The sequence below is a fragment of the Pseudomonas fluorescens genome (assembly GCF_902497785.1).
GTDB classification, from domain to species: Bacteria; Pseudomonadota; Gammaproteobacteria; order Pseudomonadales; family Pseudomonadaceae; genus Aquipseudomonas; species Aquipseudomonas fluorescens_BO.
The window spans coordinates 247,855-274,076 of the sequence record NZ_CABVHK010000006.1 but is presented as its reverse complement, the minus strand read 5'-3'; the positions used below and the strand labels follow the sequence as shown (position 1 = coordinate 274,076).

The 26,222-nt window shown below is 61.7% G+C and carries 25 protein-coding genes; 12 read left to right on the top strand and 13 right to left on the bottom strand.

All coding sequences use genetic code 11. The annotated features are described in order from the left end of the window. Positions 1–46: 46 nt before the first annotated feature. From F8N62_RS11510 to F8N62_RS11495, 4 genes are read right to left on the bottom strand one after another with little or no spacing between them, the layout of a single operon-like run. Positions 47–1,033, bottom strand: coding sequence for a lysylphosphatidylglycerol synthase domain-containing protein (locus F8N62_RS11510; protein WP_150711070.1), 987 nt, complete (start codon positions 1,031–1,033; stop codon positions 47–49). Next, positions 1,020–2,315 (bottom strand): cardiolipin synthase ClsB, encoded by a 1,296-nt coding sequence (gene clsB / locus F8N62_RS11505; protein ID WP_150711069.1) that lies wholly within the window; start codon positions 2,313–2,315, stop codon positions 1,020–1,022. Before clsB ends, F8N62_RS11510 begins: the two co-directional genes overlap by 14 nt. Next, positions 2,312–3,109, bottom strand: a complete 798-nt coding sequence (locus tag F8N62_RS11500) for an endonuclease/exonuclease/phosphatase family protein (RefSeq protein WP_150711068.1) — start codon at positions 3,107–3,109, stop codon at positions 2,312–2,314. Before F8N62_RS11500 ends, clsB begins: the two co-directional genes overlap by 4 nt. After that, a complete protein-coding gene (locus F8N62_RS11495) occupies positions 3,106–4,032 on the bottom strand; it encodes a DUF72 domain-containing protein (RefSeq protein WP_150711067.1) in 927 nt (308 codons plus the stop codon). Before F8N62_RS11495 ends, F8N62_RS11500 begins: the two co-directional genes overlap by 4 nt. Before the next feature lie 301 nt (positions 4,033–4,333). On the opposite strand from F8N62_RS11495, the gene F8N62_RS11490 reads away from it, so the two are divergent. Beyond that, positions 4,334–6,448, top strand: coding sequence for a mechanosensitive ion channel domain-containing protein (locus F8N62_RS11490; RefSeq protein ID WP_150711066.1), 2,115 nt, complete (start codon positions 4,334–4,336; stop codon positions 6,446–6,448). Between the two features lie 132 nt (positions 6,449–6,580). Here F8N62_RS11490 and F8N62_RS11485 read toward each other — a convergent pair whose 3' ends face one another. Next, entirely contained in the window at positions 6,581–10,879 is a 4,299-nt protein-coding gene (locus F8N62_RS11485; RefSeq protein WP_150711065.1) for a DEAD/DEAH box helicase, read from the bottom strand. A gap of 325 nt (positions 10,880–11,204) precedes the next feature. On the opposite strand from F8N62_RS11485, the gene F8N62_RS11480 reads away from it, so the two are divergent. Then, positions 11,205–12,089, top strand: coding sequence for a sugar nucleotide-binding protein (locus tag F8N62_RS11480; RefSeq protein ID WP_150711064.1), 885 nt, complete (start codon positions 11,205–11,207; stop codon positions 12,087–12,089). Continuing rightward, positions 12,082–13,014 carry an NAD-dependent epimerase/dehydratase family protein gene (locus F8N62_RS11475; RefSeq protein WP_150711063.1) on the top strand — a complete coding sequence of 311 codons (933 nt, stop codon included), beginning with the start codon at positions 12,082–12,084 and terminating at the stop codon, positions 13,012–13,014. The genes F8N62_RS11480 and F8N62_RS11475 overlap by 8 nt, the downstream gene beginning before the upstream one ends. Positions 13,015–13,143: 129 nt before the next feature. Here the strand turns inward: F8N62_RS11475 and F8N62_RS11470 are convergent, their stop codons facing one another. The 5 genes from F8N62_RS11470 to F8N62_RS11450 all read right to left on the bottom strand — a co-directional run bounded on the left by F8N62_RS11470 (position 13,144) and on the right by F8N62_RS11450 (position 17,252). Next, positions 13,144–13,842, bottom strand: a complete 699-nt coding sequence (locus tag F8N62_RS11470; RefSeq protein WP_150711062.1) for an OmpW/AlkL family protein — start codon at positions 13,840–13,842, stop codon at positions 13,144–13,146. Between the two features lie 204 nt (positions 13,843–14,046). After that, a complete protein-coding gene (locus F8N62_RS11465; protein WP_150711100.1) occupies positions 14,047–14,565 on the bottom strand; it encodes a DUF3299 domain-containing protein in 519 nt (172 codons plus the stop codon). Between the two features lie 13 nt (positions 14,566–14,578). Further along, complete coding sequence (locus tag F8N62_RS11460; protein WP_150711061.1) at positions 14,579–15,844, bottom strand: ABC transporter permease; 1,266 nt, start codon at positions 15,842–15,844, stop codon at positions 14,579–14,581. A 1-nt stretch (position 15,845) separates the two neighbouring features. Beyond that, positions 15,846–16,556, bottom strand: a complete 711-nt coding sequence (locus tag F8N62_RS11455) for an ABC transporter ATP-binding protein (RefSeq protein ID WP_150711060.1) — start codon at positions 16,554–16,556, stop codon at positions 15,846–15,848. A gap of 126 nt (positions 16,557–16,682) precedes the next feature. Next, complete coding sequence (locus tag F8N62_RS11450) at positions 16,683–17,252, bottom strand: DUF2796 domain-containing protein (protein ID WP_150711059.1); 570 nt, start codon at positions 17,250–17,252, stop codon at positions 16,683–16,685. Positions 17,253–17,387: 135 nt separating this feature from the next. On the opposite strand from F8N62_RS11450, the gene F8N62_RS11445 reads away from it, so the two are divergent. Continuing rightward, the gene (locus F8N62_RS11445; protein WP_150711058.1) at positions 17,388–17,735 is read left to right on the top strand and encodes a hypothetical protein; all 348 of its coding nucleotides are present in this window, start codon (positions 17,388–17,390) and stop codon (positions 17,733–17,735) included. A 118-nt stretch (positions 17,736–17,853) separates the two neighbouring features. On the opposite strand, the gene trxA is transcribed toward F8N62_RS11445, so the two are convergent. The 3 genes from trxA to F8N62_RS11430 all read right to left on the bottom strand — a co-directional run bounded on the left by trxA (position 17,854) and on the right by F8N62_RS11430 (position 19,970). Then, positions 17,854–18,723, bottom strand: coding sequence for a thioredoxin (gene trxA, locus F8N62_RS11440; protein ID WP_191632377.1), 870 nt, complete (start codon positions 18,721–18,723; stop codon positions 17,854–17,856). A 129-nt stretch (positions 18,724–18,852) separates the two neighbouring features. After that, positions 18,853–19,509 carry a class I SAM-dependent methyltransferase gene (locus F8N62_RS11435; RefSeq protein WP_150711056.1) on the bottom strand — a complete coding sequence of 219 codons (657 nt, stop codon included), beginning with the start codon at positions 19,507–19,509 and terminating at the stop codon, positions 18,853–18,855. Then, the gene (locus F8N62_RS11430; RefSeq protein ID WP_150711055.1) at positions 19,506–19,970 is read right to left on the bottom strand and encodes a YbaY family lipoprotein; all 465 of its coding nucleotides are present in this window, start codon (positions 19,968–19,970) and stop codon (positions 19,506–19,508) included. The genes F8N62_RS11435 and F8N62_RS11430 overlap by 4 nt, the downstream gene beginning before the upstream one ends. Positions 19,971–20,098: 128 nt before the next feature. On the opposite strand from F8N62_RS11430, the gene nrdR reads away from it, so the two are divergent. From nrdR to F8N62_RS11390, 8 genes are all read left to right on the top strand, one after another. Beyond that, positions 20,099–20,563, top strand: coding sequence for a transcriptional regulator NrdR (gene nrdR / locus F8N62_RS11425; protein WP_003228656.1), 465 nt, complete (start codon positions 20,099–20,101; stop codon positions 20,561–20,563). Then, positions 20,560–21,693 carry a bifunctional diaminohydroxyphosphoribosylaminopyrimidine deaminase/5-amino-6-(5-phosphoribosylamino)uracil reductase RibD gene (gene ribD / locus F8N62_RS11420; RefSeq protein ID WP_150711054.1) on the top strand — a complete coding sequence of 378 codons (1,134 nt, stop codon included), beginning with the start codon at positions 20,560–20,562 and terminating at the stop codon, positions 21,691–21,693. The genes nrdR and ribD overlap by 4 nt, the downstream gene beginning before the upstream one ends. Before the next feature lie 46 nt (positions 21,694–21,739). After that, positions 21,740–22,405 (top strand): riboflavin synthase, encoded by a 666-nt coding sequence (locus F8N62_RS11415; protein ID WP_074871276.1) that lies wholly within the window; start codon positions 21,740–21,742, stop codon positions 22,403–22,405. 16 nt (positions 22,406–22,421) lie between these two features. After that, a complete protein-coding gene (gene ribBA / locus F8N62_RS11410; RefSeq protein ID WP_150711053.1) occupies positions 22,422–23,513 on the top strand; it encodes a bifunctional 3,4-dihydroxy-2-butanone-4-phosphate synthase/GTP cyclohydrolase II in 1,092 nt (363 codons plus the stop codon). 228 nt (positions 23,514–23,741) lie between these two features. Next, positions 23,742–24,218, top strand: a complete 477-nt coding sequence (gene ribE / locus F8N62_RS11405; RefSeq protein WP_003185938.1) for a 6,7-dimethyl-8-ribityllumazine synthase — start codon at positions 23,742–23,744, stop codon at positions 24,216–24,218. Continuing rightward, positions 24,215–24,715, top strand: a complete 501-nt coding sequence (gene nusB, locus F8N62_RS11400) for a transcription antitermination factor NusB (RefSeq protein WP_150711052.1) — start codon at positions 24,215–24,217, stop codon at positions 24,713–24,715. Before ribE ends, nusB begins: the two co-directional genes overlap by 4 nt. A 22-nt stretch (positions 24,716–24,737) precedes the next feature. Further along, entirely contained in the window at positions 24,738–25,703 is a 966-nt protein-coding gene (gene thiL, locus F8N62_RS11395; protein ID WP_150711051.1) for a thiamine-phosphate kinase, read from the top strand. Then, the gene (locus tag F8N62_RS11390; RefSeq protein ID WP_150711050.1) at positions 25,700–26,203 is read left to right on the top strand and encodes a phosphatidylglycerophosphatase A; all 504 of its coding nucleotides are present in this window, start codon (positions 25,700–25,702) and stop codon (positions 26,201–26,203) included. Before thiL ends, F8N62_RS11390 begins: the two co-directional genes overlap by 4 nt. The last annotated feature ends 19 nt before the right edge of the window (positions 26,204–26,222 follow it).

Sequence of the window (26,222 nt, the reverse complement as noted above, 5' to 3'; positions counted from 1 at the left end):
AACGCGATCACCTGTGGGAGCGAGCCTGCTCGCGAAGGCGTCCTGATCACTTGGGTGTTTTCGAGATCCGCAGCGACTTGGCCTTCGCCTCCACCACCAAATACATCACCAACGTAATCAGCAACGGCAAGATAAAATAAATCGCCCGATACGCCAGCAAGCCCGCCACCAGACTGCCCCGCGAAGCTTCATGCTGCAGCAACGCGACAAACACTGCCTCCAACACCCCGAGCCCGGCCGGGATGTGGGTGATCACCCCCGCAATCGCGCTGATCAACAGCACGCCAAGCACCAGTGGATAATCCAGCTTGCTCGGCAGCAACGTGAAAATCACCGCGGCCATCAGCGACCAGTTCAACGCTCCCAGCGCCAGTTGCAACACCGCCATGCGCAGGGACGGCAGGTTGATTTCCACGCCGCGAATCGACCATTCCCGCCGCTTGGAAAACTGACACGCCGCCAGGTAGCCCGCGCTCACCAGCAGCAACAAAATCCCCACGCCCTGCAACGCATCACTGCTGAGTTTCCAGCCCGGCGGCATCCGCACCAGTCCGCTGCTGAACACCGCGCCGGCAATCACCATGTAGCCAAACCAGTTGGTCGCCAGACTCAGGCCAAGGATTTTCGCAATGTTGCTTTTGCTCACCCCGAGCCGCGAGTACAGCCGATAACGCATGGCGATGCCGCCCACCCAGGCGCTGAGGTTGAGGTTGAACGCATAACTGATGATGCCCACCGGCAGGATCTGCTTCCAGGTCAGGTCCTGACGAATGTAGGTGCGGCCAATCAGATCAAAACAGGCGTACACCAGAAAACTCACCAGCGTCAGCCCGGCGGCGATGATCAGCGTGCGCACCTTGAAATCGGCGAGGGTGTCGAACACCTCGTTCCATTCGATGCGCTGCGCGAGCATCGTGAACAGCACGATCAGCGCCAGGAAAAACAGCATTGTCAGGGGTTTTTTCCAGCGGCTCCAGCGCGACTTGCCCGGGCTGTCAGTGTGAGTCGCCGACTGGGTTTCAGCGTGGCTCATGAGGATCGCTCCCGGTGGAATGCGTGAAGAGTTTCAGGCGCGGTTTATGGGCCGGCAGCCACCCGGCCCAGGCCGGAAAATGGCGCAGGAAGTGGAACACCAGAAAGCCCACGGTCATGTGCCAGACCCGGCCGCGTGGGGACTTGTCCGGTGACATGGCTTTGCAGTGATGATCGCTCAACAATTGCAGGCGTTCGAACAACTCGCGGTTGAAGGCGCGGTCGCGGATCAGCACGTTGGCTTCCAGGTTCATCGACAGGCTCAGCGGGTCGAGGTTGCTCGAACCGACGGTGCTCCAGTCTTCATCCACCAGCGCCACTTTGCCGTGCAATGGGCGCTCGCAATATTCGTGAATCTGCACGCCGGATTTGAGCAGGTAGTCATAGGTCATGCGCGCTGCGAGTTTGGCTACCAGCATGTCTGGTTGACCTTGCAGAATCAGGCGCACTTCGACGCCCCGGCGAGCGGCGTTGCGAATCTCGCGCAGCAAGCGATAGCCGGGGAAGAAGTACGCGTTGGCGATCACTACCCGGCGCTGGGCACTGCGCAGCACTTGTCGATAAACCTCTTCGATGTCTGTTTTATGATCACCGTTGTCGCGGTAGACCAGGCGCACCTGACCATCGTGGTCGCTGAAGGCCAACTCGACGCGGCGCTGCCGGCGTCGTTGCCACCAGTATTTGGCGCGAGCGGGGCGGCCACTTTGCAGCAGGGCGAAATGATGGATGTCGGCCACCGCCGGGCCCTGCACTTCAACCGAGTAATCCTGCTTCGCCTCCGGGCCGAAATCGGCCAGATGATCGGCGGAAAAATTGATCCCGCCCACGAATGCGATCGTGCCGTCGACCACCACAATCTTGCGGTGCAGGCGCCGGAACCAGTTGGTGCGAATGCCGAGATGCTTCGGTGCCGGATCAAACATCTGAATGTGCACGCCGGCCTCGCTCAACGCTGCAAGGTACTCGGTGGTCAGTTCGCCACAGCCGAAGCCGTCGAAGCTGGCGGTGACCCGCACGCCGCGTTGCGCCGCGTCGATCAGCACCTGCTGCAGCTCGTTGCCGACCTTGTCCTCGAACACAATGAACGTTTCGAGGAGGATTTCGGATTTGGCCTGGCGCATGGCTTCAAATACTCGCGGGAAGTAGGCCTCGCCGTTTTCCAGCAACTCCACGAGGTTGTTGCCCTGCCAGCCATATTCAACGTCTACTACGCCCGGTTCGCGCACAGGCGGGCTGGTGGAGACGTGTTCAATCGTGGCTTTTTCCATCGGTGCGCTGCTCATAGCTCGATCTCCACCGATAGCGGTGCGTGGTCGGAAAGGTGTGACCAGGGCCGCGCCGCAAGAACTTTCGGGTGGCTGGCCTTGAGGTTGCGTACGTAAATGCGGTCCAGGCGTAACGCTGGAAGGCGCGCCGGAAAACTGCGCGCCGGTTTGCCGTGATGTTCAGCGAACACTTCGCGCAAGCCGGTGGGTTTGAGCAGCGCATCGGCGCGCTGGCGCCAGTCGTTGAAGTCGCCGGCAACGATCACCGGAGCGTCGGCCGGCAGTTCTTCGAGGCGCCGGGCCAGCAGATTCAACTGTTCATTGCGATGGGTTTCGCGCAACCCCAAATGCACGCAAATCGCGTGCACCTCCGGGCCGGCGCCGGGCAGGCGCAACACGCAATGCAGGATGCCGCGGTTCTCGTGGCCACTGATCGACACGTCGAGGTTGTCGTGGCGAATGATCTGGAATTTCGACAGCAACGCGTTGCCGTGATCGCCCTCCGGGTACACCGCGTTGCGGCCGTAGGCGAATTGCGGCCACAAGGTGTCGGCGAGGAATTCGTACTGCGGCATTGCCGGCCAGTTGCTGTAACGCTGTGGATGGTGCTCGTGGGTGCCATGCACTTCCTGCAAAAACACCACGTCGGCCGACACGCTGCGCACCGCTTCGCGCAGTTCAGGCAGGATGAAACGCCGGTTGAGCGCGGTGAAGCCCTTGTGCGTATTCACCGTCAGAATGGTGAAGCGGCGCACGGCGGCCATGGTCTCTGGCGGGTTGTCGTCAATGCTGAACGGCTCGGGCCCAGTCATGGCAGCACTCCTTCGGCAGCAGGCTCGCCGGGGGCCGTGGCGAGGCCTTTGTCGAGATGGAAATGCGCCAGCAAACGCCGCGCGTCGTAGGGCGCGCGCACCTTGATGTCATTGTCGAAATAACAGAACACTTCGCGGGACTTGCGTGCCTTGGGTTTTTGTCGAGGCGCAATCAGCTGCGGGTCCGAAGGTTGACCGCCGTGATTCCAGGCGTCGATTCGCTCGCTCCAGCGATTCAGAGCCTGCGGGGTGTAGCCGCTGGCGTAGAGTTCTTCGGCGCCATGCAGGCGCAAATAGACGAAATCACTGGTGAGGTCTTCGCGGTAAGGCCATTTCCCAGCGGTATCGGCAATCACCAACGCGACGTTGTAGCGTTTGAGCAGCCGCACAAACGCCGGGTCGATGAAAGTGTCGTTCCTGATCTCGACGGCATGGCGCAGCGGTTTCTTTTTGTACGCCTTGATGCTGGCGTGCCCATGCACGTGCGAGTCGTGCTGGCGGGCGAGGGCGGCAGCCTGTTGGGTGTTGTGGGGCAATTGTTCGAGGAAGCTTTCAAACAACTCGGCGTCGAATTTGAAGTTCGGCGGAAACTGCCAGAGGATCGGGCCGAGTTTTTCCTTGAGCTCCAGCACGCCGGAGGCGAAGAAATTCGCCAGGGGCTTGTGAATGTCACGCAGACGTTTGACGTGAGTGATGAAGCGCGGGGCCTTGATGCTGAACATGAAGTCCGCCGGGGTCTCGGCGTACCACTCGGCGTAACGTTCAGGCCGTTGCAGGGCGTAAAACGATCCATTGATTTCGATGCTGTTGACCGCCCGGGAAGCGAATTGCAATTCGCGCCTCTGGGCCAGCCCCTTCGGGTAGAAATCCCCCCGCCAAGGCGTGTAGCGCCAGCCTGAGATACCAATGTGAATCGCCGCCATGTCGCCTCCTGTCAATTGATCCTCGATTGCCCCTGTCTTTTGATGACTGTGGGGCAATCGAGAAAGTTTCCACGGGGCTACGGACGGCACATTTTCAGAACACCACCGATCTAATTGTGGGAGCGAGCCTGCTCGCGATAGCGGCGGTACATTCACCATCGATGTGTCTGAGCCACCGCTTTCGCGAGCAGGCTCGCTCCCACAGGGGAATTGCGGCGTTCGTTAAATCGCGGTAGAAACCGAACTTGCCGGCCATTTGTCGATCAGTTCCTGACAGACCCTTTTCAAGGAGCTCCGCGTTTTGCTCAAGTTCAAGACCGCGATTTTACTGGGGGCGTTGCTGTTTCTCGGTAGCAACGAACTGCTAGCCGTCACGTTGCCGGGTGTTCCCGCCGCCGCCACCGAAGAGCCGGCAAAGCCTGAGCCCTTGGTCCAGGGCGGTCTGCTCGGGGCCATCAGTTCCAGCATCGATGACGTTCAGGACAAGCTCGACCTCAATGAAAATCTGGTCGACGCCTGGCGCGTTCGCGCGGATCGGGCGGCGGATGAAGTCGACAAACTGGTGAATCAGCCCTCCTCGCGCTCGCCGATGAGCGTGGTCGGCGATTTCCTGCTGTTGTCCGGCGTCTGGCTGGGGGTGTTTGCCTTGCTCACGGTGCTCGGCAGCCTGCTGGATAAACGCCTGAGCCAAGGGCGCTTCTTCCGTAAGCGGCAACGCAGCCAGGACCTGCTCGGCTATTTGCTGCCGTTCACCCTCCCTGCACTGATCTGCCTGCCGCTGACCTTGTACGTCAGCCATTTTCTGCCAAATTCGGTGGGTCGCGCACTGGCGCTGTGTTTTGCCTACGCCACCAGCAGCGGCATTTTCTCCACCTCGATTTTCCTGTGCGTGATCGTCATGTTCAACACCGGGCACAAGCGTCGGGCGGTGCAGATCATCCGTGATTACTGCCCCAAGCCACTGTTCCTGATCGGCTTCCTCGCGGCGCTCAGCGATGCCCTGACCAGCCCGCAAATCGCCCGACAACTGGGCGGCAACATCACCAGCAGCATCGCCGTGTTTACCGGATTGTTCGCCACGATCATCTTCGGATTATTGGTGATTCGCCTGAGGCGCCCAGTGGCGCATCTGATCCGCAACCGGGCGCTGGCGCAGCGCTTGAAACAGCCGTCGTTGCAGGAATCCCTGCTGATCTTTTCCGGGCTCTGGTACTGGCCGATTCTGCTGATGGTCATGGTCTCGGCCATCAACCTGATCGGCGTCGGCGAGGACAATCAGAAAGCCCTGCGCTGTGCGTTGTTTACCACCATTCTGCTGATCGCCACGGTGTTCCTCAGCACGATATTCCAGCACCTGTTCAAATCCCGAAAAGCCGAAGCGCTGCAGCGCAGCAGCGCCTACAAGGAGCGTTTTCTCAGTTTGTTGCACGCCTTGCTGCGGATCGTCATGGCCGTTGCGTTCATCGAAATTCTCGGGCGGATCTGGGGCGTGTCGCTGTTCGAATTCGCCGAGCGCAACTCGGTGGGCCGGGCGATAAGTGAGTCGTTGAGCAGCATGGGCCTGATCTTTCTGGTGACCTGGTTGCTGTGGGTGGTGCTGGATACGGCGATCCAGGAAGCGCTGAAACCCCCGATCAACAAACGCACGACGCAGCCCAGTACGCGGGTCAAAACCATCCTGCCGCTGTTGCGCAACGCGATCAAAATCATCCTGGTGGTGATTTGCGCGATCACCACCATGGCTAACCTCGGCATCAACGTCGCGCCGCTGCTGGCAGGTGCCGGGGTGGTCGGCCTGGCCATCGGTTTCGGCTCGCAGCAACTGGTTCAGGACGTGATCACCGGCCTGTTCATCATCATCGAAGACACCTTGTCGATTGGCGACTGGGTGGTGCTTGATTCCGGGCATGCCGGCACCGTCGAAGGCCTGACCATCCGCACCTTGCGCCTGCGCGATGGCAAAGGGTTTGTGCACTCGGTGCCCTTCGGGCAGATCAAGGCCGTCACCAACCAGTCCCGGCAGTTCGCCTATGCGTTTTTCTCGGTGCAGTTCACCTACGACACGGATGTCGACAAGGCCATCGAGCTGATCCGCGAGGCGGGGGATTCAATCCGCGACGACGCGTTCCTCAAGTACAACCTGCAAGGTCCGCTGGATGTATTCGGCGTCGACAAAATGGATCTCAACGGCGTGGTGTTGACGGCGCAGTTCCGCACGGTCTCGGGCGGGCAATATGCGGTGAGCCGGGCGTTCAACCAGCGTTTGAAAAAGCTTGTGGATAACAGCCCGTGGGTGCATTTCGCGCAGACTTATCCACAGCAGGTGTTGATGCCGCGGCAAGCTACGCCTGAGCATGAAGATGACCGGCCGGAGGATTCGCCGGTGTTGCTGCCGGAGCAGCCGCGCACTCCATAATTGGCGTTGATGTTGCTGGCCTCATCGCGAGCAAGCTCGCTCCCACAGTGATCTGTGTCGAACACAAATATTGTGATCACCTGAAACCCTGTGGGAGCGAGCTTGCTCGCGATGAGGCCAGACCGGACAACATCAATACCGGGTCAGCTTGTTCTGTAGTTCTATCGTCGTTTCCACCCAGAAAACCGGCTTGCCGGCAATCACCGCCGCCACCGGCAACCCGTCCCGGTACACCAGTCGATTACTCGCCAGCGCCGGTACTTTCACACCCGGCAACAACGTGCCCGCGAGGTTCAGCGGATCCACCCCGCACACCGCAATCAAACTGCCGTCATGCCCTCGTCGGCGCACTTCCCGCAGCAACGGAATCGCCTCGGGCAAGGCAAACTGCTCACCCGCCAGACCACTGACAAACCGTCCGCCGCGAATCTCGCCCCGCGCTTCCAATCGATGAAACGTGCGCAGCAATTCGCGCCAGCTCGGCAACCAGTCCGCTTCGCGTTCCAGCAAACGCCAGAACACCACGCCGTAGCGGCGCAATAACGTCATGGCGATATGTTCAAGGGTGTCGCTCGGCGTCGGATGCTTGTTATCCACCACCGCCGCTGGCGGACCGCGCCGCAGCAAGGCCCAGCGCCCGGCGTCGTCCATGCCGCCGATCAATGCGCGGCGCCCGCGTCGACTGCTGCGGGCCTGGCGTTTACTGGCCGGCGTTATCAATGCGCGCAAACCGGCGAAACTGTCGGCATTCACCAGCCCGGCGCCGACCAATTCCTGCAAGGCGATTTCCAGTTCGGTGCGCAGCAGGTGCGCTTCATGAATCAGCTCATCGAAAAACAGCGCGCCGTGTTGGCTCAGCGCTTCATAAACTTTTTGTGTTTTGAGCGACAGCTCGTTGAAGGGCGTTTGCCCGGTCAGGCCGCTCCACAACCCGACCTGACTGCGCGGCAGCAGCACAATCGGTGTGCTGCGCAGCGCCGTGCCAGCGCCTTTGTTGCCCGCGCTCAAACGGGTCCAGACCAGTTTGCCGCTGCGGCACACGTCATCCAGCCAACTCGCTGAATAGTCTTTGATGCGCGCCGGCAGAAGGTCGCTGTCCCACGCAGATGCAGCGGCGGGGTAGCCTTCGAATTGACCGACGATTGCTGGCAACACCGCGCTGCCCTGACCTTGCGTCGCGGCGGACAGGTGCTGCCAGTCGAACAGAAAGCGTATGAAATCCTGCAACGCCACCGGCTCGATTTCCCGTCGCAGGCGCTTGACCGTGTAGCGATGAATCCGCGCCAGCAAGTGCCGCTCGCAATATTCTTCCGCCGCGGCGCCGGGGCTGAAGTGCCCACGCAGCACATAGCCTTCGCGTTCCAGTTGAGCCAGGGCCTGAGTGACGTGTGGCGGGGGTAACCCCAGCGGATCGGCAATGGCGTTCAGCGGCAACGGACCAAACGCGCCGAGACGCGCGCGGATGAGTTCCAGCAGCGCTTCATCCGTTGTCCAGGCCTCATCGAATCCCGGCAGTGCCTGCAACGGTGGCCGTAAAATCGCCTGTGGATAAACCGCTTGCAGGCACGTCAATCGCTCCAGCGCCAGCCACACCGAATGCTCGGCGCTGATCTGCAATCGGCTGGCGCGACCGCCCTCGGCGAGCGTGTTCAGCCATACAAGCCACTGCGGATTGGCCTGCGCCTCAGCCTCGGCGATGCACGCCAGACTCATCAGCGCTTCATGCATTTCATCGACGCTGGTCGGGGTTGGCCAGGCTTCGTCGCGCACCGCTTGAATCGCCTCCGCATCCAGCGCGCCAAGGTCGTCGGTGGACTGCGGATCGGTCCAGCGCCGGTTGAGCACGGCTTGCGTACGGCGCTCTTCGAGCGGCGCGTCGTCGAGAAAGGTGTAAGGCCGGGCGCTGAGAATTTCTGCAGCCAGCGGCGAGGGCGCCGGCAGGTCGCGGCTGATCAGGCGGACGGCGCCGCTCTCCATGCGCCGCAACAAGGTCAGCCAGCCTTCGCAATCCATGGCTTCGTGGAGGCAGTCGTCAATGGTTTGCTCCACCAGCGGATGATCGGGCAACTCGCGCTCGCCGGCGAGGTTTTCGACGCAGGCGATCTGGTCGGGAAACACGCTGGCGATCAGGTCTTCGCTTTTCATCCGTTGAATCTGCGGCGCGACTTTGCGGCCACCGGTGTAACGCGGCAGCGCCAGCGCGACCCCGGCGTTCCAGCGCCAGCGCACGCCGAACAGCGGCGCGTCCAGCACCGCTTGAATCAGCAGATGTTCGGCACTGTTGCTGTGCAGGTAGCGCCAGACTTCATCAAGCTCGAAGCTGTGGCTGGTGGACAGCGACAGGACGATGGCGTCCTCGCTGGCGGCGGCCTGTAATTCAAAGTTGAAGGTGCGGCAGAAACGCTTGCGCAGGGCCAGACCCCAGGCGCGGTTGATGCGGCTGCCGAATGGCGTGTGGATGATCAGCTGCGTGCCGCCGGACTCGTCGAAAAAGCGCTCCATCAGCAAGGTGTCCTGCGAGGGCAGGGCGCCCAATGTCAGGCGCGCGCGGGCGAGGTAATCCACCAGTTGTTCGGCGCTGGCGAGGTTCAGGTCGAGGGTGCCGGTCAGCCAGTCGAGGGCGGGTTGCAGGTCGCCCGGCGTGGCGCCCAACAATTCGTCGAGTTGCGCTTGCAGGCGCGCCACCGCGAACGACAATTCAGCGCTGCGCCCCGGCGCTTCGCCGAGCCAGAACGGAATGGTCGGCGGCTGGCCGTGGGCATCTTCGACCCGGACCTTGCCGGTGTCGACCCGCAGGATTCGGTACGAGGTATTGCCCAGTTGAAAGATATCGCCGGCGATGCTTTCCACGGCGAAGTCTTCGTTGACGCTGCCGATGTTCAACCCTTGCGGCTCCAGCAAAACGCTGTAGTCGGCGTTGTCCGGGATGGTGCCGCCGCTGGTCACGGCCGTCAGCTTGCTGCCACGCCGACCGCGCAAAGTACGCGTTACGGCGTCGCGGTGCAGGAAAGCGCTGCGGATGCCCTGGCGACCGTTGTAGCCCTCGGCGAGCATGTGCAGCAGCGCTTGATAATGTTTTTCATCAAGACCGGCGTAGGGCGAGGCTTTGCGGAACATCTCCAGCAAGGCTTGCTCTTGCCATTCCTGGCAACTGACCTCGGCGATGATCTGCTGGGAGAGCACGTCCAGCGGCGCTTGAGGAATGTTCAATGTGTCGAGTTCACCGCGGCGCACGCAGTCGAGCAGGGCGGTGCATTCGATCAGGTCGTCGCGGGTGGTGGCGAACAACCGTCCCTTGGGCGTGCCGCCGACCTGGTGCCCGGAACGGCCAACCCGTTGCAGGAACCCGGCAATCGAGCGTGGCGAAGCAATCTGGCAGACCAGATCGACGTCGCCGATGTCGATCCCCAGTTCCAGCGACGCCGTGGCGATCAGCACTTGCAGGTCGCCGCGCTTGAGTCGCTGTTCGGCGTCCAGGCGAAACTCCTTGGCCAGGCTGCCGTGGTGGGCGGCGACCGCTTCCTTGCCAAGGCGCTCGCTCAAGTGTCGGCTCAAGCGTTCGGCCAGACGCCGGGTGTTGACGAAAATCAGTGTGGTGCGGTGTTCGCGGGCGAGGGCGGCGAGGCGGTCGTAGACCAATTCCCACACATCGTTGGCCATCACCGCTGACAACGGCACCGGCGGCACTTCGATGCCCAGATCCCGGGGACGGGCGTGGCCGATGTCGATGATGTCGCAGTCGCGGTCACGGCCGACCAGAAAACGCGCGACCGCATCAATAGGTTTTTGCGTGGCGGACAGGCCAATGCGCATCAACGGCGTGGCACACAAGGCCTGCAGACGCTCCAGGCTCAGAGCCAGATGGCTACCGCGTTTGCCGGCGGCGATGGCGTGTATTTCATCGACAATCACCGTGCGCGTGGTGCCGAGCATTTTGCGGCCGGAGTCGGAACCGAGCAGCACGTAAAGGGATTCCGGGGTGGTGACCAGGATGTGCGGCGCGTTTTTACGCATCGCCGTGCGCTCTTTTTGCGGCGTATCGCCGGTGCGCACGGCGGTGTTGATCTGCAATTGCGGCAAGCCCATCGCTCGCAGCTGTTCGGTAATGCCGGCCAGCGGATTTTGCAGGTTGATCTGGATGTCGTTGGACAAGGCCTTCAGTGGCGAGACGTAGACCACCAGCGTTTCGTCGGGTAGACCGCCAGGTGTTTCCAGGCCGCGATGCACCAGATCGTCAATGACCGCGAGGAACGCGGTGAGGGTTTTGCCAGAGCCGGTGGGCGCGGCGATCAGGGTCGAGCGGTGTTGGCGAATCAGCGGCCACGCCCGGGCCTGGGCGGCGGTGACCGTCGGGAAGGTGTTGTGGAACCAGGCGCTGACGGCGGGGTGAAAGCCGTTCAGGGCACTGTCTGCGGGGATGGGCAGGTTCATGGTTTGAGTTATGCGGGTGAGGCCGTGAAGTTGCAAGTACCGCTCAAGAGCTTCGCCGATGCTGAAGGCCCCATCGCGAGCAAGCTCGCTCCCACAGTATTCTTGGTTGTTCATCAATATTGCATTCACAGAAGATCCCTGTGGGAGCGAGCTTGCTCGCGATGGGGTTATCAGCAGCGCCACAAATCCCAGGGATCTACACTTTACGGATGACGGTTGCGCACTAAACCCGCAAAATGCAACGATTCCGGCAACTCTCGACGGCATCGCCCGCAAGCGGTGTCGATTACGCCATTGTTTCAATCAGACTGGGCCTGCTGACTTTATGCGAATGCGCCTTATGTTACTGGGCGGCGGAAATGCCCTTGGGCAGGCGCTGATTCGCCTCGGTGCGGAGGAAGACATCGGCTTCCTCGCCCCCCGCCCACCGCAAGACGGCTGGGACGCCGCGAGCCTGACGCAACTGCTCGACGACACGCGTCCGGACGCGTTGATCAACCTCGCCTACTACTTCGACTGGTTTCAGGCGGAGACGGTCAGCGAACAACGCCTGGCCGGGCAGGAGCGCGCGATCGAGCGTCTGGCCGAGCTGTGCCAGCATCACAACATCGTTCTGCTGCAACCCTCGAGCTATCGCGTGTTCGACGGCTCCCGTGCGACCGCCTACAGTGAAAAAGACGAACCGGTGCCGCTGGGCCTGCGCGGGCAAGCGCTGTGGCGCATCGAGCAAAGCGTGCGTGCGACCTGCCCGCAGCACGTGTTGCTGCGCTTCGGCTGGTTGCTTGATGACAGCCCTGACGGCACCCTCGGGCGTTTTCTGTCCCGCGCCGAGAAACCGGATGAATTGCTGATGGCCGATGATCGTCGGGGCAACCCGACACCGGTGGACGACGCGGCCCGGGTGATCATTTCGGTGCTCAAGCAACTCGATTGTTCGGCGCCGCTGTGGGGCACCTACCACTACGCCGGGCATGAGGCGACCACGCCGCTGGCGCTGGGGCAGGCGATTCTCACCGAAGCGCGCAGCCTGCACGAACTGGCCATCGAAGCGCCGACCGCCCAGGCTCACGCCGCGCGCCCGGACGCTGCCGAAGAACCGCAACACGCGGTGCTGGCCTGCAAGAAAATCCTCCACACCTTCGGGATCAAGCCACGCGCCTGGCGTGCGGCACTCCCGGGCTTACTGGACAGGTTCTATCGCCATGGCTGACAACCCTGTTTTGATCACTGGCGGCGCGGGTTTCATCGGCTCGCACCTTACCGATGCCTTGCTCGCCAAGGGCCATTCAGTGCGGATCCTCGATGATCTGTCCACCGGCAAGCGCAGCAACCTGGCGCTGGATAATCCACGCGTCGAGCTGATTGTTGGCGACGTCGCCGATGCGGCATTGGTTGCGCGGGCGATGGTCGGTTGCAGTGCGGTCGCGCATCTGGCGGCGGTGGCTTCGGTGCAAGCCTCGGTGGACGATCCGGTGAAGACGCACCAGAGCAACTTCATTGGCACGCTGAATGTCTGCGAAGCCATGCGCCAGAGCGGCGTCAAGCGCGTGCTGTTCGCCTCCAGCGCGGCGGTTTATGGCAACAATGGCGAAGGCGAATCGATCGACGAAGACACGCCCAAGGCACCGTTGACACCGTATGCGTCGGACAAGCTGGCCAGCGAGTATTACTTTGATTTCTATCGTCGCGAACATGCGCTGGAACCGGTGATTTTCCGCTTCTTCAACATCTTCGGCCCGCGTCAGGATCCGTCCTCGCCGTACTCCGGGGTCATCAGCATTTTCAGCGAGCGCGCGGAAAAAGGTCTGCCGATCACTGTGTTCGGCGATGGTGAGCAGACGCGGGATTTTGTCTACGTTGAAGACTTGGTGGACCTGCTGGTGCAAGCCATCGAAAAACCCCAGGTTGAGGTCGGCGCGGTCAATGTCGGCTGGAACCAGGCCACCAGTCTCAAGCAGATGCTTGAAGCGCTGAAAGTGGTGGTCGGAGCGTTGCCGCCCGTGAGCTACGGCCCGGCGCGTTCCGGCGATATCCGCCACTCGCGGGCAAATAATCAGCGGTTGCTGGAGCGCTTCACGCCTTCGCAGCAGACACCGATGACTGTGGGGCTGGCGCGGTTGTTGGGACGACTGTAGGAGCGAGCTTGCTCGCGATGGGCGTTAACGATAACGCGGGCTTTCTGAATAAGCGCGTCATCGTTTTCGTCCATCGCGAGCAAGCTCGCTCCTACAGGTTTACGGTTCGTTCCCACCACGTGAACGATTTTAGAACTTGTAACCAAGCCCGACCATGTAGATGAACGGATCAACATCGACATTGACCTTGGCCCGAGTGCCCGGGGCGACGGCGTTGTTTTCTACGGTTGCCTGGGTGTCGATATCGATGTAACGCACTTGGGCGTTGAGCATGATGTTGTCGGTGATCATGTAGTCAGCACCGACCTGGAACGCCATGCCCCAGGAGTTTTTTGCCTTGAAGTTGCTGAAGCCGTTGGCCTGGGCTTCGCTACTGACGTGCTCGTCGTAGATCCAGGTGTAGTTGATACCGGCGCCCACGTATGGCTGGAATGCGGACTTCGCCTCCAGTGGGTAGTACACGACGCTCAACGTTGGCGGCAGGTGTTTCAGGGAGCCGAGTTTGCCGTTGGCCGCGCCGAGGGCGGTGCCTTTGATCTTCACGTCATGCTCGAACGGCGAGGCCGCGAGCAGCTCGACGCCCCAGTGGCTGTTGAGCATGTAGGCGAAGTTCAGACCCAGTTGCGTGTCGCTGCTCATGGTGGCCTTGCCACCCAGATCGGCGCCCTTCAGCGGGCCTTGATCGACCTTGACGCTGGAGCTGTCGGCTTTCGGGTTGACGGTGATTGCACCGGCACGAACGATGATGTCGCCAGCCTCGTGGGCATGGGCGAGAGGGGCTGCGAGCGCGAGGGCAAACAGCGAAGCGCTGAGCAAGGACTTGTGCATGGGGGCTCCAAAGGACGTTAAAAATGTTTGATGTCCAATGGTACGGAGGGGGCCGGGCGGGTCTTTTGACTCAGCTCAATGAAACGGTGATGGCCTTAAAAGATCGCAGCCTTCGGCAGCTCCTACGTTTGCACGCGATCAACGTAGGAGCTGCCGAAGGCTGCGATCTTTTGGCAATTCCAACAGCACAACGGCTACCGGGATTCACTCCGGCAATTCATACACATAAATCTTGTCCGCCTGCATCTGATACCCGGCATCCGCCAGCTCGCTGGTCGATGCTTTCACCTGCAACGCGCCCTCGATCCAGTACGGCTGATACAGCTCGTCCAGTTTCACCCCGACTGCGCTGTTCACATGCACGATCTGGTTCGACGGCGGTGGCGGAACGTGAATGCAGGCGCCGAAATACGGCACCAGCAAAAACTCCGTGGTGCGACCTTCTTCGCTCACTTCCAGCGGCACAATGTAACCCGGCAAGCGAATGTTCTGACCGTCGAGGCTCTTCACCACCGGCGCGTTGGGCATGTCCTGCTTCACCGCTGGCGCCGACTCCGCAGACAACGTGCTGCTCATCTGCGACATGTCGTGCAGTGGCGTCATGTTCGGGACTTCCGGCATGGCGTCCGGCGGGATCATTTCCGACCACGTCAGCTCTTTCGGCTCGGCCGCCCACAGTGGCAGGGCGACCAGCATCAACAGCGCAAGCAAAGCGCGGGGCATCATTTTCACGTCCTCATAAACGAATCGACAAACCATCGGCCAGGGATTGGCGGTACGCACGCCAGGCCGGCACGCTGCCCATCAGCAGCGCGGCGCTCAGGATGCCACCGAGCAGCGTCCATTCATATTCGCTTGGCCAGGCCAGCGGCAAATACAGGCCGTAATTGGCCTGCACATAACCCTGCGCGGCAGCGATGCCCACATACAGCAAGGCCACGCCGGCAATCACCCCGGACAACGCCAGGGCAAACGCCTCGAGCACCAGCAAAGTCGCGATGTGCCAGGGCCGCGCGCCCACCGAACGCAGAATCGCCATCTCGCGTCGACGTTCATTGAGGCTGGTGAGGATCGCCGTGAGCATGCCGATCAACCCGGTCAGCACCACAAACAGCGAGACCACGAACAAGGCTTTTTCTGCGGTGCTCATCAAACTCCACAACTCTTGCAACGCCACGCCCGGCAAGATTGCCAGCATCGGCTCGCCACGGAATTCGTTGATTTCACGTTGCAGCGCGAAGGTCGAAATCTTGCTGTTGAGGCCGAGCATGAACGCGGTGATCGCTTGCGGCGTCAAGTCCATGTTGCGCGCCTGATCGGCACTGATGCGCCCATTTCCCCGCGCCGGCACGCCGTTGTGCCAGTCGACGTGAATCGCTTCCATACCGCCGAGGCTGATGTGCAGCGTGCGGTCCACCGGGGTGCCGGTGCGTTTGAGAATGCCGACCACGGTGAACGGTTTGTCGTCGTGCTTGACCAGGCTGATCACCGCCACGCCGTGGGCCAGCACCAGTTTTTCACCGAGTGTGTAGTGCAGTGCTTCGGCCACTTCGGCGCCGAGCACCACCTCGAACGGATCGCTGGCGAAGGCGCGGCCATCGGCCAGTTCCAGGTGTTGTTGCCGTCCGTACTGGTAATGCTCGAAGTACGCCTCGGTGGTGCCCATCACTCGATAACCGCGATGGGAATCGCCGAGGGACATCGGGATCGCCCACTTCACTTTCGGGTTATTGGCAAAATGTTCGAAGCTGTCCCAGCGGATGTTGTTGGTGGCGTTGCCGATGCGAAACACCGAATACAGCAGCAGGTTCACCGAGCCGGAGCGTGCGCCGACGATCAGGTCAGTGCCGCTGATGGTGCTGGCAAAACTGGCCTTGGCTTCGGTGCGCACCCGCTCCACCGCCAATAGCAGGCAGACCGACAGGGCAATGGCAAACGCGGTGAGGATCGCGGTGAAGCGGCGGTTAGCCAGGCTGGCCATGGCTAGACGAAACAAATACATCTCAGACCTCGGACGGAGTGGCGGCGCGATTGAGATCGGCCAGCGACAGGTGGCGATCGAACAGCGGTGCGAGGCTCTGGTCATGGCTGACAAACAGCAGGCTCGACCCGGCTTCGCGGCATTCGGCGAACAGCAGGCGAATGAAGTTTTCGCGTGCGTCGTAATCCAGCGCGGACGTCGGTTCGTCGGCGATCACCAGTTCCGGCTGACCGATCAAGGCGCGGGCGGCGGCGACGCGTTGTTGCTGGCCGATGGACAGCGAATCGGCGCGGCGCTTGAGGATACTTTCGTCCCTCAGGCCCAAGTGCGCGAGCAGGGTAGCGGCGGCCTGATCGACGCTGCCGTGACGCTGGATCGCTCGCTCGGCGCGCAGTGTTGAGAAGTGGCAGGGCAACTCGACGTTCTCGCGCACCGAGAGAAACGGCAGCAGGTTGAACTGCTGGAAAATGTAGCCGGTGTGATCGACGCGGAAACGATCGCGGGCGCCGGCACCGAGTTCGGTCAGTTCCTGGCCGAGCAGGCGAATGCTGCCGCGATCCGGTTTCTGCACGCCGCCGAGCAGGCCGAGCAAGGTGGTCTTGCCACTGCCGCTCGGGCCTTTGAGGAACAGGGTTTCCCCCGGTTCCAGACGAAACGCCGGGATATCCAGCAGTGGCGGGTGACCGGGCCAACTGAAGCCCAGGTCGGACAGTTCGATGAGTGCTTGGGTCATAACACCGGTTTCACGAATGCTGAGGGCCTGTAGGAGCTGTCGAGTGCAACGAGGCTGCGATCTTTTAACGGCAAAAGATCGCAGCCTCGTTGCACTCGGCAGCTCCTACAGGGATCCGGGGTGGGATCAAAATTTAAGGGCTGGCGCCTTGGCTGTCACTTCGACGCCTTGCTGCCCGCTCGGGCCGATCAGTTGTACCTGAATTTTCTGAGTCGCCGGGAACGTGTTGAAAATGTTTGCCAGATCGAGGCTTTTCAGTGCACCAGGGGTCGCACACGTGAACTGATAGTGAGCGTGAATTTCGCTGTGGTCGTGGTGATGCTCGTCTTTGGCATCGTCGGCATCCGGCTTGTCGCCGAACAGCGGGCTTTCCAGTTCCTGGGCCGCGACCACGCATCCGGCGGCTTTTGGCAGGTTGAACAGGGTCTGTGGTTTTTCCAGCTGCGCACGGACGGCGGCGACCTTGGCTTTGTCGGCATCGGTGGCCGCGGCGTGTTCGAAACCCACCAGGTTCATCGCCGGGCTTTCCAGTTCCAGCTCCAGGGTCTGACCGTCCAGCGCCGCGTTCAGGCGCCCGACACCGTGCTCGTGGGCGCCGAGGCTGCCGTGCTCATGGTCGTGATCATGTTCATCCGCCGCGTGGGCGACGGTCAGCGGCAACAGGGCAAACGGCAAAGCGAGCAGCAGACGGCGCATGGGAAGTCTCCGGACAGGTACATAAATAATTTGTTATGTAATCTTATAACGTAAGTGCGGAGAGTTTGCCCGCCTGCTTGGCGTTGCACAAGTCCCATGGGAGCATGCAACTCAGAAATGTGCAGGAGCAGACTTATGTTGCGTATACGCGGAAGCATCGGCGACTGGCCGGTGGATTTGACCCTGGAGATGGATGACGCTGACTGGGCGCGCCTTGGCTCGCAGCTGCAGGTGGTCAAGCCTGAAGCCAGCGCGGCGCCGGCGAAACCGTTGAACCCGGATGACGCGCAGTGGCAAATCGCAAGGGATTTGCTGCGCAAGGCCGGGGAACTGAGCGGGCCGGATCTGCTGGAGCAGCTGGAAGGACTGACCGGAAGCGCGGCGTCGGGCAAACGCTTGCTGGTGCGCTTGCGACATAGCGCGGATGTGAAAGTATCGAGTGGCGGGGATACGCCGATTTACAGCTGGCGCAAGCCAGCGTAGGAGCTGCCGCAGGCTGCGATCTTTTGATCTTTTGATCTTCTGGCCGGTTTACGCCGTAAAAGAAAGATCAAAAGATCGCAGCGTGCCGCAGCTCCTACGGATCGGATTCAGGATCCGATTAATACAGTGCGGCAAACAGTTTGCGGCGATAGGTGGTCACCAACGGGTGATCATTGCCCAGCAATTCGAACACCTGCAGCAAGGTCTTGTGCGGCAAGCCTTCGCTGTAGCTGCGATTGCGGATGAACAACTTGAGCAATGCGTCCAGCGCCGCGTCGTACTGCTGGCGGGCCAATTGCTGGATCGCCAGTTGATACACCGCTTCATCGTCCTGCGGGTTCTTCGCCAGACGTGCCTTCAGGTCGGCGGCATCCGGCAGGTCCTTGGCCTGGCCGAGAAACTGGATCTGCGCTTTCGCACCGGCCAATGCAGCCTTGTGTTCATCGCTTTTCACCGCATCGAGCACGGTTTGCGCTTCACCCAGTTCGCCGCGCTCGGTCAGGCAGCGGGCGTAGAGAATCAGCGCCTTGGCGTTGCTGTTGTCTTCGCCCAGCAGCACGGTGAGCACGGCTTCGGCGTCAGCGAAGCGGCTCTCGTCGAACAGCGCCTGCGCTTGCTCGAACGGATCGGCGGCCGGCGGTGGCGGCATTTGCACGTGCGGCTCCAGCATCGCGCGCACGGCGGATTCCGGTTGTGCACCGGCAAAGCCATCCACCGGCTGGCCATCTTTGAACAACACCACAGTCGGCAGGCTGCGAATGCCGAAACGGGCAACGATGTCCTGTTCCAGATCGCAGTTGACCTTGGCCAGCAGCAACTCGCCCTGATAGCCCTCGGCAATGGTCTGCAGCATCGGCATCAGCACTTTGCAGGGCGCACACCATTCGGCCCAGAAATCCACCAGCACCGGTTTGTGGAAAGAGTTCTCGATCACCGACTGGTCGAAATCGGCAGTCGTGGCGTCGAAGATGTACGGCGTTTCCTGAATCATGGGGGATCTCTTGGAAGCGTGAATAGACTCACTATAAGGGCTGGCGCAAAAGATCGCAGCCTTCGGCAGCTCCTACGGGATCGAGTTTGTGCAGGAGCTGCCGAAGGCTGCGATCTTTTGGCGCCTTCAAAAGCGGCGCGCGTGGTACAGGCTCACATGCCGAAACTCTTCAGGCTCGGCCAGGTCCGGCAAGGTCATCGCTTCGAGCATTTCGATGCGCTGATACAACGGGTGACGAAAATCCCTGACCCGCGAATCCGCCACCAGCGCCTCCTGCCCACGGCTCAAAAACTCATCGAGCAACGGCAGGTTCGCCCGGTCGTAAAGCACATCGGCCACCAGAATCAGATCAAAGCGATCGGCCTCGGCGAAAAAATCCGTCGAGTAGCTGAGTTGCACACCATTGAGCGCAGCATTCGCCCGACACGCAGCAATCGCCAGCGGGTCCAGGTCGCAAGCCACCACTTCCAGCGCACCGGCCTTCACCGCCGCAATCCCCGCCACCCCGGAACCGGCGCCGAAATCCAGCACGCGCTTGCCGCTGACCCACTCGGGGAATTCGGCGAGATAACGCGCCATGGCCAAACCGCTGGCCCAGCAAAAACTCCAGTACGGCGGCTCATGCAGAATTCGCCGGGTTTCTTCCGGGCTGAAGGCGCGGTCCATGTTGTCGCCGTCGATCAGCCAGAGTTTCAGCTCGGTGTCGGGCAAGGCGACCGGCACCAGCTGCGCATCCCCGAGCAAATCACCCAAGGCCTGTTGCAGGTCGAGCGGTGCAATCATGGTGCTTTGACGAATTGCAGCTGGCCCATGGCCTGGGTGGTCGGCTGGCTGATCACTTGCGACGGCAAGTGCAAAATCAGCTGGCCGGACTGGCTGGCGCGACCGCGCAATTCCACACGGGCGCCAGCCGGGAAAGAATCCGGATTGAAGCGCAGGTGGAAAGGCAGCACTTGATTGGTGCCAATCAGGCTGGAACTGGCGAGCAATTGCTGCGGGCGATCCTTGTCGTCGATCACCAGCAACGCCAGTTCGACTTCGGCACCGGCCGGCACGCCTTGCAGGGTGCCGCTCAATTCACGTTGATAAGCGGGCAGCGGGCCGAGGTTGGCGGACTCCCTGGCTTTTTTCTGCGCGGCCTGCGGGGCGGGCCCCGGGGTCGGCGGCTGGGGCTTGGGCGCATCGCTGCTGCAGGCCACCAACAGGCTGAAAAGGCTGAGCAAGACGAGCGGTCTTAGGGACATTTGCGGCTCCAGCAAGGTGAAATCCATGGATCGGTCTATATAGCCAGTCTGTATACCGCAAACCCTATGGCTTGTCTTGCCACGGGGATGCGCTACCATGGCCCTCCCTTTTTTTGTTGCCTGCCACCATGCACTGTCCCTTCTGCGGTGCCAACGACACCAAGGTCATCGACTCGCGTCTGGTCGCCGAGGGCGAACAGGTGCGCCGCCGGCGCGAATGCCTGGCCTGCGGCGAGCGTTTCACGACGTTCGAGACTGCCGAACTGGTGTTGCCGCGCCTGATCAAAACTGACGGCAGCCGTCAGCCATTCGACGAAGAAAAACTCCGTGCCGGCATGCAGCGCGCGCTGGAGAAACGCCCGGTGAGTGTCGAGCGCCTCGAATCGTCGCTGGTGCACATCAAACACAAGCTGCGCGCCACCGGCGAGCGCGAGGTCAAATCCCTCGTGGTCGGTGAACTGGTGATGGCCGAGCTGCAAAAGCTCGATGAAGTCGCCTACATTCGCTTTGCCTCCGTGTATCGCCGCTTCCAGGACCTCAACGAGTTCCGTGAAGAGATCGATCGCCTGGCCCGTGAGCCGGTGAAAGAATGACCACCCCCCCAGAACTTGCCATCCTCGACGCCCATTACATGGCCCGCGCCCTTGAACTGGCGCGCAAAGGTCACTACACGACTCACCCCAACCCGCGGGTTGGCTGCGTAATCGTGAAGGACGGGCAGATTGTCGGCGAAGGCTGGCACGTGCGCACCGGCGAACCCCACGCCGAAGTCCACGCCCTGCGCGCGGCCGGTGACAAGGCCCGAGGCGCCACCGCTTACGTGACCCTCGAACCGTGCAGCCATCACGGCCGCACGCCCCCCTGCGCCGATGCACTGGTGAATGCCGGCCTCGCACGCGTCGTCGCGGCGATGCAGGACCCGAACCCTTCAGTGGCCGGTCGCGGCATGCAGCGCCTGGCTCAGGCTGGCATCGCCATCGAAAGCGGTGTGCTCGAAGCCGAGGCGCGCAAGCTCAATCAAGGCTTCCTCAAACGCATGGAACACGGCTTGCCGTTCGTGCGGGTCAAGTTGGCCATGAGCCTCGACGGTCGCACGGCGATGGAAAGCGGCGAGAGCCAATGGATTACCGGCCCGGCCGCGCGTTCGGCAGTGCAACGGCTGCGCGCCCAGGCCAGCGTGGTGCTGACCGGCGCCGACACGGTGCTGGCGGACAACGCGCGTTTGACCGTGCGTGCCGACGAATTAGGCCTGGACGCCGAGCAAACCGCTTTGGCGATGAGCCGTCCGCCGCTGCGCGTGCTGATTGACGGCCGCTTGCGAGTGCCGCTGGATGCGCCGTTCTTCAAGGCCGGCCCGGCGCTGGTCGCTACCTGCATGGCGATCGAAGAGCAATACGCCAATGGCCCGGAATGCCTGATCGTGGCCGGTGAGGATGGCTTGGTCGACCTGCGCAAGTTGCTGGTCGAACTGGCCAATCGTGGGGTTAATGAGGTGCTGGTCGAAGCGGGTCCACGTCTGGCGGGAGCGTTCGCCCAGCAAGGTCTGGTGGACGAATACCAGATTTTCATCGCCGGCAAGTTCCTCGGTTCTTCGGCTCGACCATTGCTGGACTGGCCGTTGGCGCAGATGAAAGACGCGCCCGCACTCAAAATCACTGAAATCCGCGCGGTTGGCGATGACTGGCGAGTCATTGCCATTCCTGCGCCAGCGGCAAGCGTATAATTCCCGGCCTGCGCCACGCGACGGCCCTGTTCTCGAGGAGGACTCCATGTTTACCGGCATCATCGAATCCATCGGCAGTATTCGTGCATTGACCCCAAAAGGCGGAGATGTGCGGGTCCATGTTGAAACCGGCAAGCTCGATCTGAGCGACGTCAAGCTGGGCGACAGCATCGCGGTCAACGGCGTGTGCCTGACGGCGGTCGAGCTGCCAGGCAATGGCTTTGCGGCGGACGTCAGCCGCGAAACCCTCGACTGCACCGCCATGAACGACCTGAAAAGCGGCAGCCCGGTCAATCTGGAAAAAGCCCTGACCCCGACCACTCGTCTGGGCGGGCATCTGGTCAGCGGTCACGTCGATGGCGTGGGCGAAGTGGTTGCCCGCACCGAGAATGCGCGCGCCGTGGAATTCCGCATCCGTGCACCGAAAGAGCTGGCCAAATACATCGCCCATAAAGGCTCGATCACCGTCGACGGCACCAGCCTGACCGTGAACGCAGTCGATGGCGCCGAGTTCATGCTGACCATCATTCCGCACACCCTGAGCGAGACCATCATGGCGTCGTATCAGCCGGGTCGCCGGGTGAATCTGGAAGTCGACTTGCTGGCACGTTATCTGGAACGCCTGCTGCTGGGCGACAAGGCCGCCGAACCGGCAAAGTCCGGGAACATTACAGAAAGCTTTCTGGCCGCCAATGGCTACCTCAAATCCTGAACCAAGGGGGTGCCTTGTGGCGCTCAATAGCATCGAAGAACTGGTTGAAGACATCCGCCAAGGCAAGATGGTCATCCTCATGGATGACGAAGACCGCGAGAACGAAGGCGACCTGATCATGGCCGCCGAGTGCTGCCAGCCCGAGCACATCAACTTCATGGCCAAGCATGCGCGTGGCCTGATTTGCATGCCGATGAGCCGCGAGCGCTGCGAACTGCTCAAGCTGCCGCTGATGGCGCCGCGCAACGGTTCCGGTTTCGGCACCAAGTTCACCGTGTCCATCGAAGCCGCCACCGGCGTGACCACCGGCATCTCCGCTGCCGACCGCGCGCGCACCGTACAAGCCGCCGCCGCGAAAGACGCCAAGGCTGAAGACATCGTCAGCCCCGGCCACATCTTCCCGCTGATGGCCCAGGCCGGCGGCACGCTTGCCCGCGCTGGCCACACTGAAGCCGCCTGCGACCTGGCGCGCATGGCCGGTTTCGAGCCGAGCGGTGTGATCTGCGAAGTGATGAACGACGACGGCACCATGTCCCGTCGCGCTGAACTCGAAGCCTTCGCCGCCGAACACAACATCAAGATCGGCACCATCGCCGACCTGATTCACTACCGGATGATCCACGAACGTACCGTTCAGCGGATTGCCGAGCAGCCACTGGACAGCGAGCTGGGCCAATTCAACCTGGTGACCTATCGTGATTCCGTGGAAGGCGACGTGCACATGGCGCTGACCCTGGGCAACGTCTGCGCCGAAGAGCCGACCCTGGTTCGCGTGCATAACATGGACCCGCTGCGTGACTTGTTGATGGTCAAGCAGCCGGGCCGCTGGAGCCTGCGTGCCGCCATGGCCGCGGTGGCCGAGGCTGGCAGCGGCGTGGTGCTGTTGCTTGGTCACCCGCTCGATGGCGACGTGTTGCTGGCGCACATCCGTGAAACAGCTGAACACGCTCCGGCGAAAAAACCGACCACCTACAGCATTGTCGGTGCCGGTTCGCAGATCCTTCGGGACCTGGGCGTGCGCAAAATGCGCCTGATGTCGGCACCCATGAAATTTAATGCGATATCCGGTTTCGATCTGGAAGTTGTAGAATACGTGCCCTCCGAATAATCACCCGGATTCCGGCATAGTTGTTCACTTGAGATTCAATGTGGCGAGGGAGCTTGCTCCCGCTTGGGCGCGAAGCGCCCACAATAGGGGCCGCTGCGCGACCCAGCGGGAGCAAGCTCCCTCGCCACAAAGTGACACCGATGTGCGATTCCGGCGCTGTATTCGCGGTTCAAATATCACTGAGGGACGCGTAGAAAACACGTCCCGGCTCTTTAAGAGATCTAACGAATGACCCTGAAGACCATCGAAGGTACCTTCATCGCCCCTAAAGGCCGCTACGCTTTGGTAGTGGGCCGTTTCAACAGCTTCGTTGTTGAAAGCCTGGTCAGCGGTGCAGTTGATGCCCTGGTTCGCCATGGCGTGAGCGAAAGCGACATCACCATTATCCGTGCGCCTGGCGCCTTCGAAATTCCGCTGGTTGCGCAGAAAGTCGCTCAGAAGGGCGAATATGCAGCAATCATCGCCTTGGGCGCGGTCATTCGTGGCGGCACTCCGCACTTCGAATACGTGGCGGGCGAGTGCACCAAGGGCCTGGCCCAGGTGTCCATGGAGTTCGGCGTACCGGTCGCTTTTGGCGTGCTGACCGTTGATTCCATCGAGCAAGCCATTGAACGTTCCGGCACCAAAGCCGGTAACAAAGGTGCCGAAGCTGCCCTGTCCGCTCTGGAAATGGTCAGCCTGCTGGCGCAGTTGGAGGCCAAGTGATTAGCGACGAAAGCGATCGTTTCAACCCGCGCGATCCAAAGCCTGCGGATGCCGGCAAGCCATCGAAAAGCGTCAAGCGTCGCGAAGCCCGTCAGCTCGCGACTCAGGCGCTGTACCAGTGGCACATGGCCAAGCAATCGCTGAACGAAATCGAAGCGCAGTTCCGGGTCGATAACGATTTCAGCGATGTCGACAGCGCCTACTTCCGTGAAATCCTTCATGGGGTTCCGGCGCAGAAAGACCGGATCGACGCCGCACTGACACCTTGCCTGGACCTGACTATCGAAGAGCTGGACCCGGTTGAACTGGCGGTATTGCGCCTGTCCACCTGGGAACTGCTGGAACGCGTCGACGTGCCGTATCGCGTGGTGATCAACGAAGGGATCGAGCTGGCGAAAGTCTTCGGTTCCACCGACGGCCACAAGTTCGTCAACGGTGTACTCGACAAGCTGGCCCCGCGTCTGCGTGAAGCTGAAGTGAAGGCGTTCAAGCGCTAATCGGCGCTTGAGCAACTGCCTGATGGGCGAGTTTGAGCTGATCCGCAATTTCTTCGCCGCCGCGCCTTGTGCGCAGGGCGGCGAAGGCGTTGCCCTCGGGATCGGCGATGACTGCGCCTTGCTCGCTGTTCCCCCCGGGGAGCAGTTGGCGATTTCCACCGACACGCTCGTGGCCGGTGTGCATTTTGCAGATCCTTGCGACCCGTTTTTGCTCGGTCAGCGCTCGCTGGCCGTGGCGGTCAGCGATCTCGCTGGCATGGGCGCCACCCCCATTGCCTTTACCCTTGCCCTGACCTTGCCGACGGTGACCGCCGAGTGGCTGGACGCGTACGCCCGTGGTTTGAACCTGATGGCGCAGCAGTGCGGCGTGGCTCTGGTGGGCGGTGACACGACTCGCGGCCCGTTGAGCCTGACCATGACTGTGTTCGGGCGCGTGCCGGGCGGCATGGCGCTGACCCGCAGCGGCGCGCAGCCTGGCGACTTGCTGTGCGTTGGCGGTGACCTGGGCAACGCCGCGGGTGCCTTGCCGCTGGTGCTCGGTCAACGCTCGGCTGAAGCGGCCGTCGCCGATCCGCTGCTGGCACATTACTGGTCGCCACCGCCGCAACTCGCGCTGGGTCAGGCATTGCGCGGCAAGGCGACCTCGGCGCTGGACATCTCCGACGGCCTGCTTGCCGACTGCGGGCACATCGCGCTCGCATCGAAGGTCGGCATTCAAGTTGAACGGGACCGATTACCGCTGTCGAAAGCATTAGTGGCGTTCCTCGGGCAACCGGCCGCGCAAAACGCTGCGCTGAGTGGGGGAGACGATTACGTGCTGGCCTTCACCTTACCGTCCGTCGAGTTGCCGCAACTGGTGGCCGATGGCTGGCCCATCCATGTGGTCGGGCGTGTCGTCGCGGGGCAGGGCGTCGTGCTGCTGGATGCCGATGGGCAAGACATCACCCCGCAAACCCGGGGCTATCAACATTTTCGGGAGACACCGTGACAGATCATCCCAAACAGGTTCCGGCGGAATTCGTACCGCCCTCGGTCTGGCGCAATCCTTGGCATTTCCTGGCGTTCGGCTTCGGCTCGGGCACCCTGCCAAAGGCGCCGGGCACCTGGGGTTCGTTAGTTGCGCTACCCTTTATCCCGTTGTGGCAGATGCTGCCCGACTGGGGTTACTGGCTGATGCTGGGTATCACCATGCTGTTCGGCTTCTGGCTGTGCGGCAAAGTGGCCGACGATTTGCGCGTGCACGACCACGAAGGCATCGTCTGGGACGAAATGGTCGGCATGTGGATCACCCTGTGGCTGGTGCCGGAAGGCTGGTACTGGTTGCTCGCAGGTTTTGTGGTGTTCCGTTTCTTCGACATTCTCAAGCCGTGGCCGATTCACTGGATTGACCGGCATGTGCACGGGGGCGTCGGGATCATGCTCGACGACGTTTTGGCTGGGGTATTTGCCTGGGCGGCGATGCAGGGGCTGGTATGGATTTTCGCCTGACGGGCGAAACAGGGGACTA

Excerpts from the sequence above, each read along its gene's own strand:
- F8N62_RS11510 (WP_150711070.1), bottom strand. The coding sequence starts at position 1,033 with ATGAGCCACGCTGAAACCCAGTCGGCGACTCACACTGACAGCCCGGGC.
- clsB (WP_150711069.1), bottom strand. The coding sequence starts at position 2,315 with ATGAGCAGCGCACCGATGGAAAAAGCCACGATTGAACACGTCTCCACC.
- F8N62_RS11500 (WP_150711068.1), bottom strand. The coding sequence starts at position 3,109 with ATGACTGGGCCCGAGCCGTTCAGCATTGACGACAACCCGCCAGAGACC.
- F8N62_RS11495 (WP_150711067.1), bottom strand. The coding sequence starts at position 4,032 with ATGGCGGCGATTCACATTGGTATCTCAGGCTGGCGCTACACGCCTTGG.
- F8N62_RS11485 (WP_150711065.1), bottom strand. The coding sequence starts at position 10,879 with ATGAACCTGCCCATCCCCGCAGACAGTGCCCTGAACGGCTTTCACCCC.
- F8N62_RS11480 (WP_150711064.1), top strand. The coding sequence starts at position 11,205 with ATGCGAATGCGCCTTATGTTACTGGGCGGCGGAAATGCCCTTGGGCAG.
- F8N62_RS11475 (WP_150711063.1), top strand. The coding sequence starts at position 12,082 with ATGGCTGACAACCCTGTTTTGATCACTGGCGGCGCGGGTTTCATCGGC.
- F8N62_RS11470 (WP_150711062.1), bottom strand. The coding sequence starts at position 13,842 with ATGCACAAGTCCTTGCTCAGCGCTTCGCTGTTTGCCCTCGCGCTCGCA.
- F8N62_RS11465 (WP_150711100.1), bottom strand. The coding sequence starts at position 14,565 with ATGCCCCGCGCTTTGCTTGCGCTGTTGATGCTGGTCGCCCTGCCACTG.
- F8N62_RS11460 (WP_150711061.1), bottom strand. The coding sequence starts at position 15,844 with ATGTATTTGTTTCGTCTAGCCATGGCCAGCCTGGCTAACCGCCGCTTC.
- F8N62_RS11455 (WP_150711060.1), bottom strand. The coding sequence starts at position 16,556 with ATGACCCAAGCACTCATCGAACTGTCCGACCTGGGCTTCAGTTGGCCC.
- F8N62_RS11450 (WP_150711059.1), bottom strand. The coding sequence starts at position 17,252 with ATGCGCCGTCTGCTGCTCGCTTTGCCGTTTGCCCTGTTGCCGCTGACC.
- F8N62_RS11445 (WP_150711058.1), top strand. The coding sequence starts at position 17,388 with ATGTTGCGTATACGCGGAAGCATCGGCGACTGGCCGGTGGATTTGACC.
- F8N62_RS11435 (WP_150711056.1), bottom strand. The coding sequence starts at position 19,509 with ATGATTGCACCGCTCGACCTGCAACAGGCCTTGGGTGATTTGCTCGGG.
- F8N62_RS11430 (WP_150711055.1), bottom strand. The coding sequence starts at position 19,970 with ATGTCCCTAAGACCGCTCGTCTTGCTCAGCCTTTTCAGCCTGTTGGTG.
- nrdR (WP_003228656.1), top strand. The coding sequence starts at position 20,099 with ATGCACTGTCCCTTCTGCGGTGCCAACGACACCAAGGTCATCGACTCG.
- ribD (WP_150711054.1), top strand. The coding sequence starts at position 20,560 with ATGACCACCCCCCCAGAACTTGCCATCCTCGACGCCCATTACATGGCC.
- F8N62_RS11415 (WP_074871276.1), top strand. The coding sequence starts at position 21,740 with ATGTTTACCGGCATCATCGAATCCATCGGCAGTATTCGTGCATTGACC.
- ribE (WP_003185938.1), top strand. The coding sequence starts at position 23,742 with ATGACCCTGAAGACCATCGAAGGTACCTTCATCGCCCCTAAAGGCCGC.
- thiL (WP_150711051.1), top strand. The coding sequence starts at position 24,738 with ATGGGCGAGTTTGAGCTGATCCGCAATTTCTTCGCCGCCGCGCCTTGT.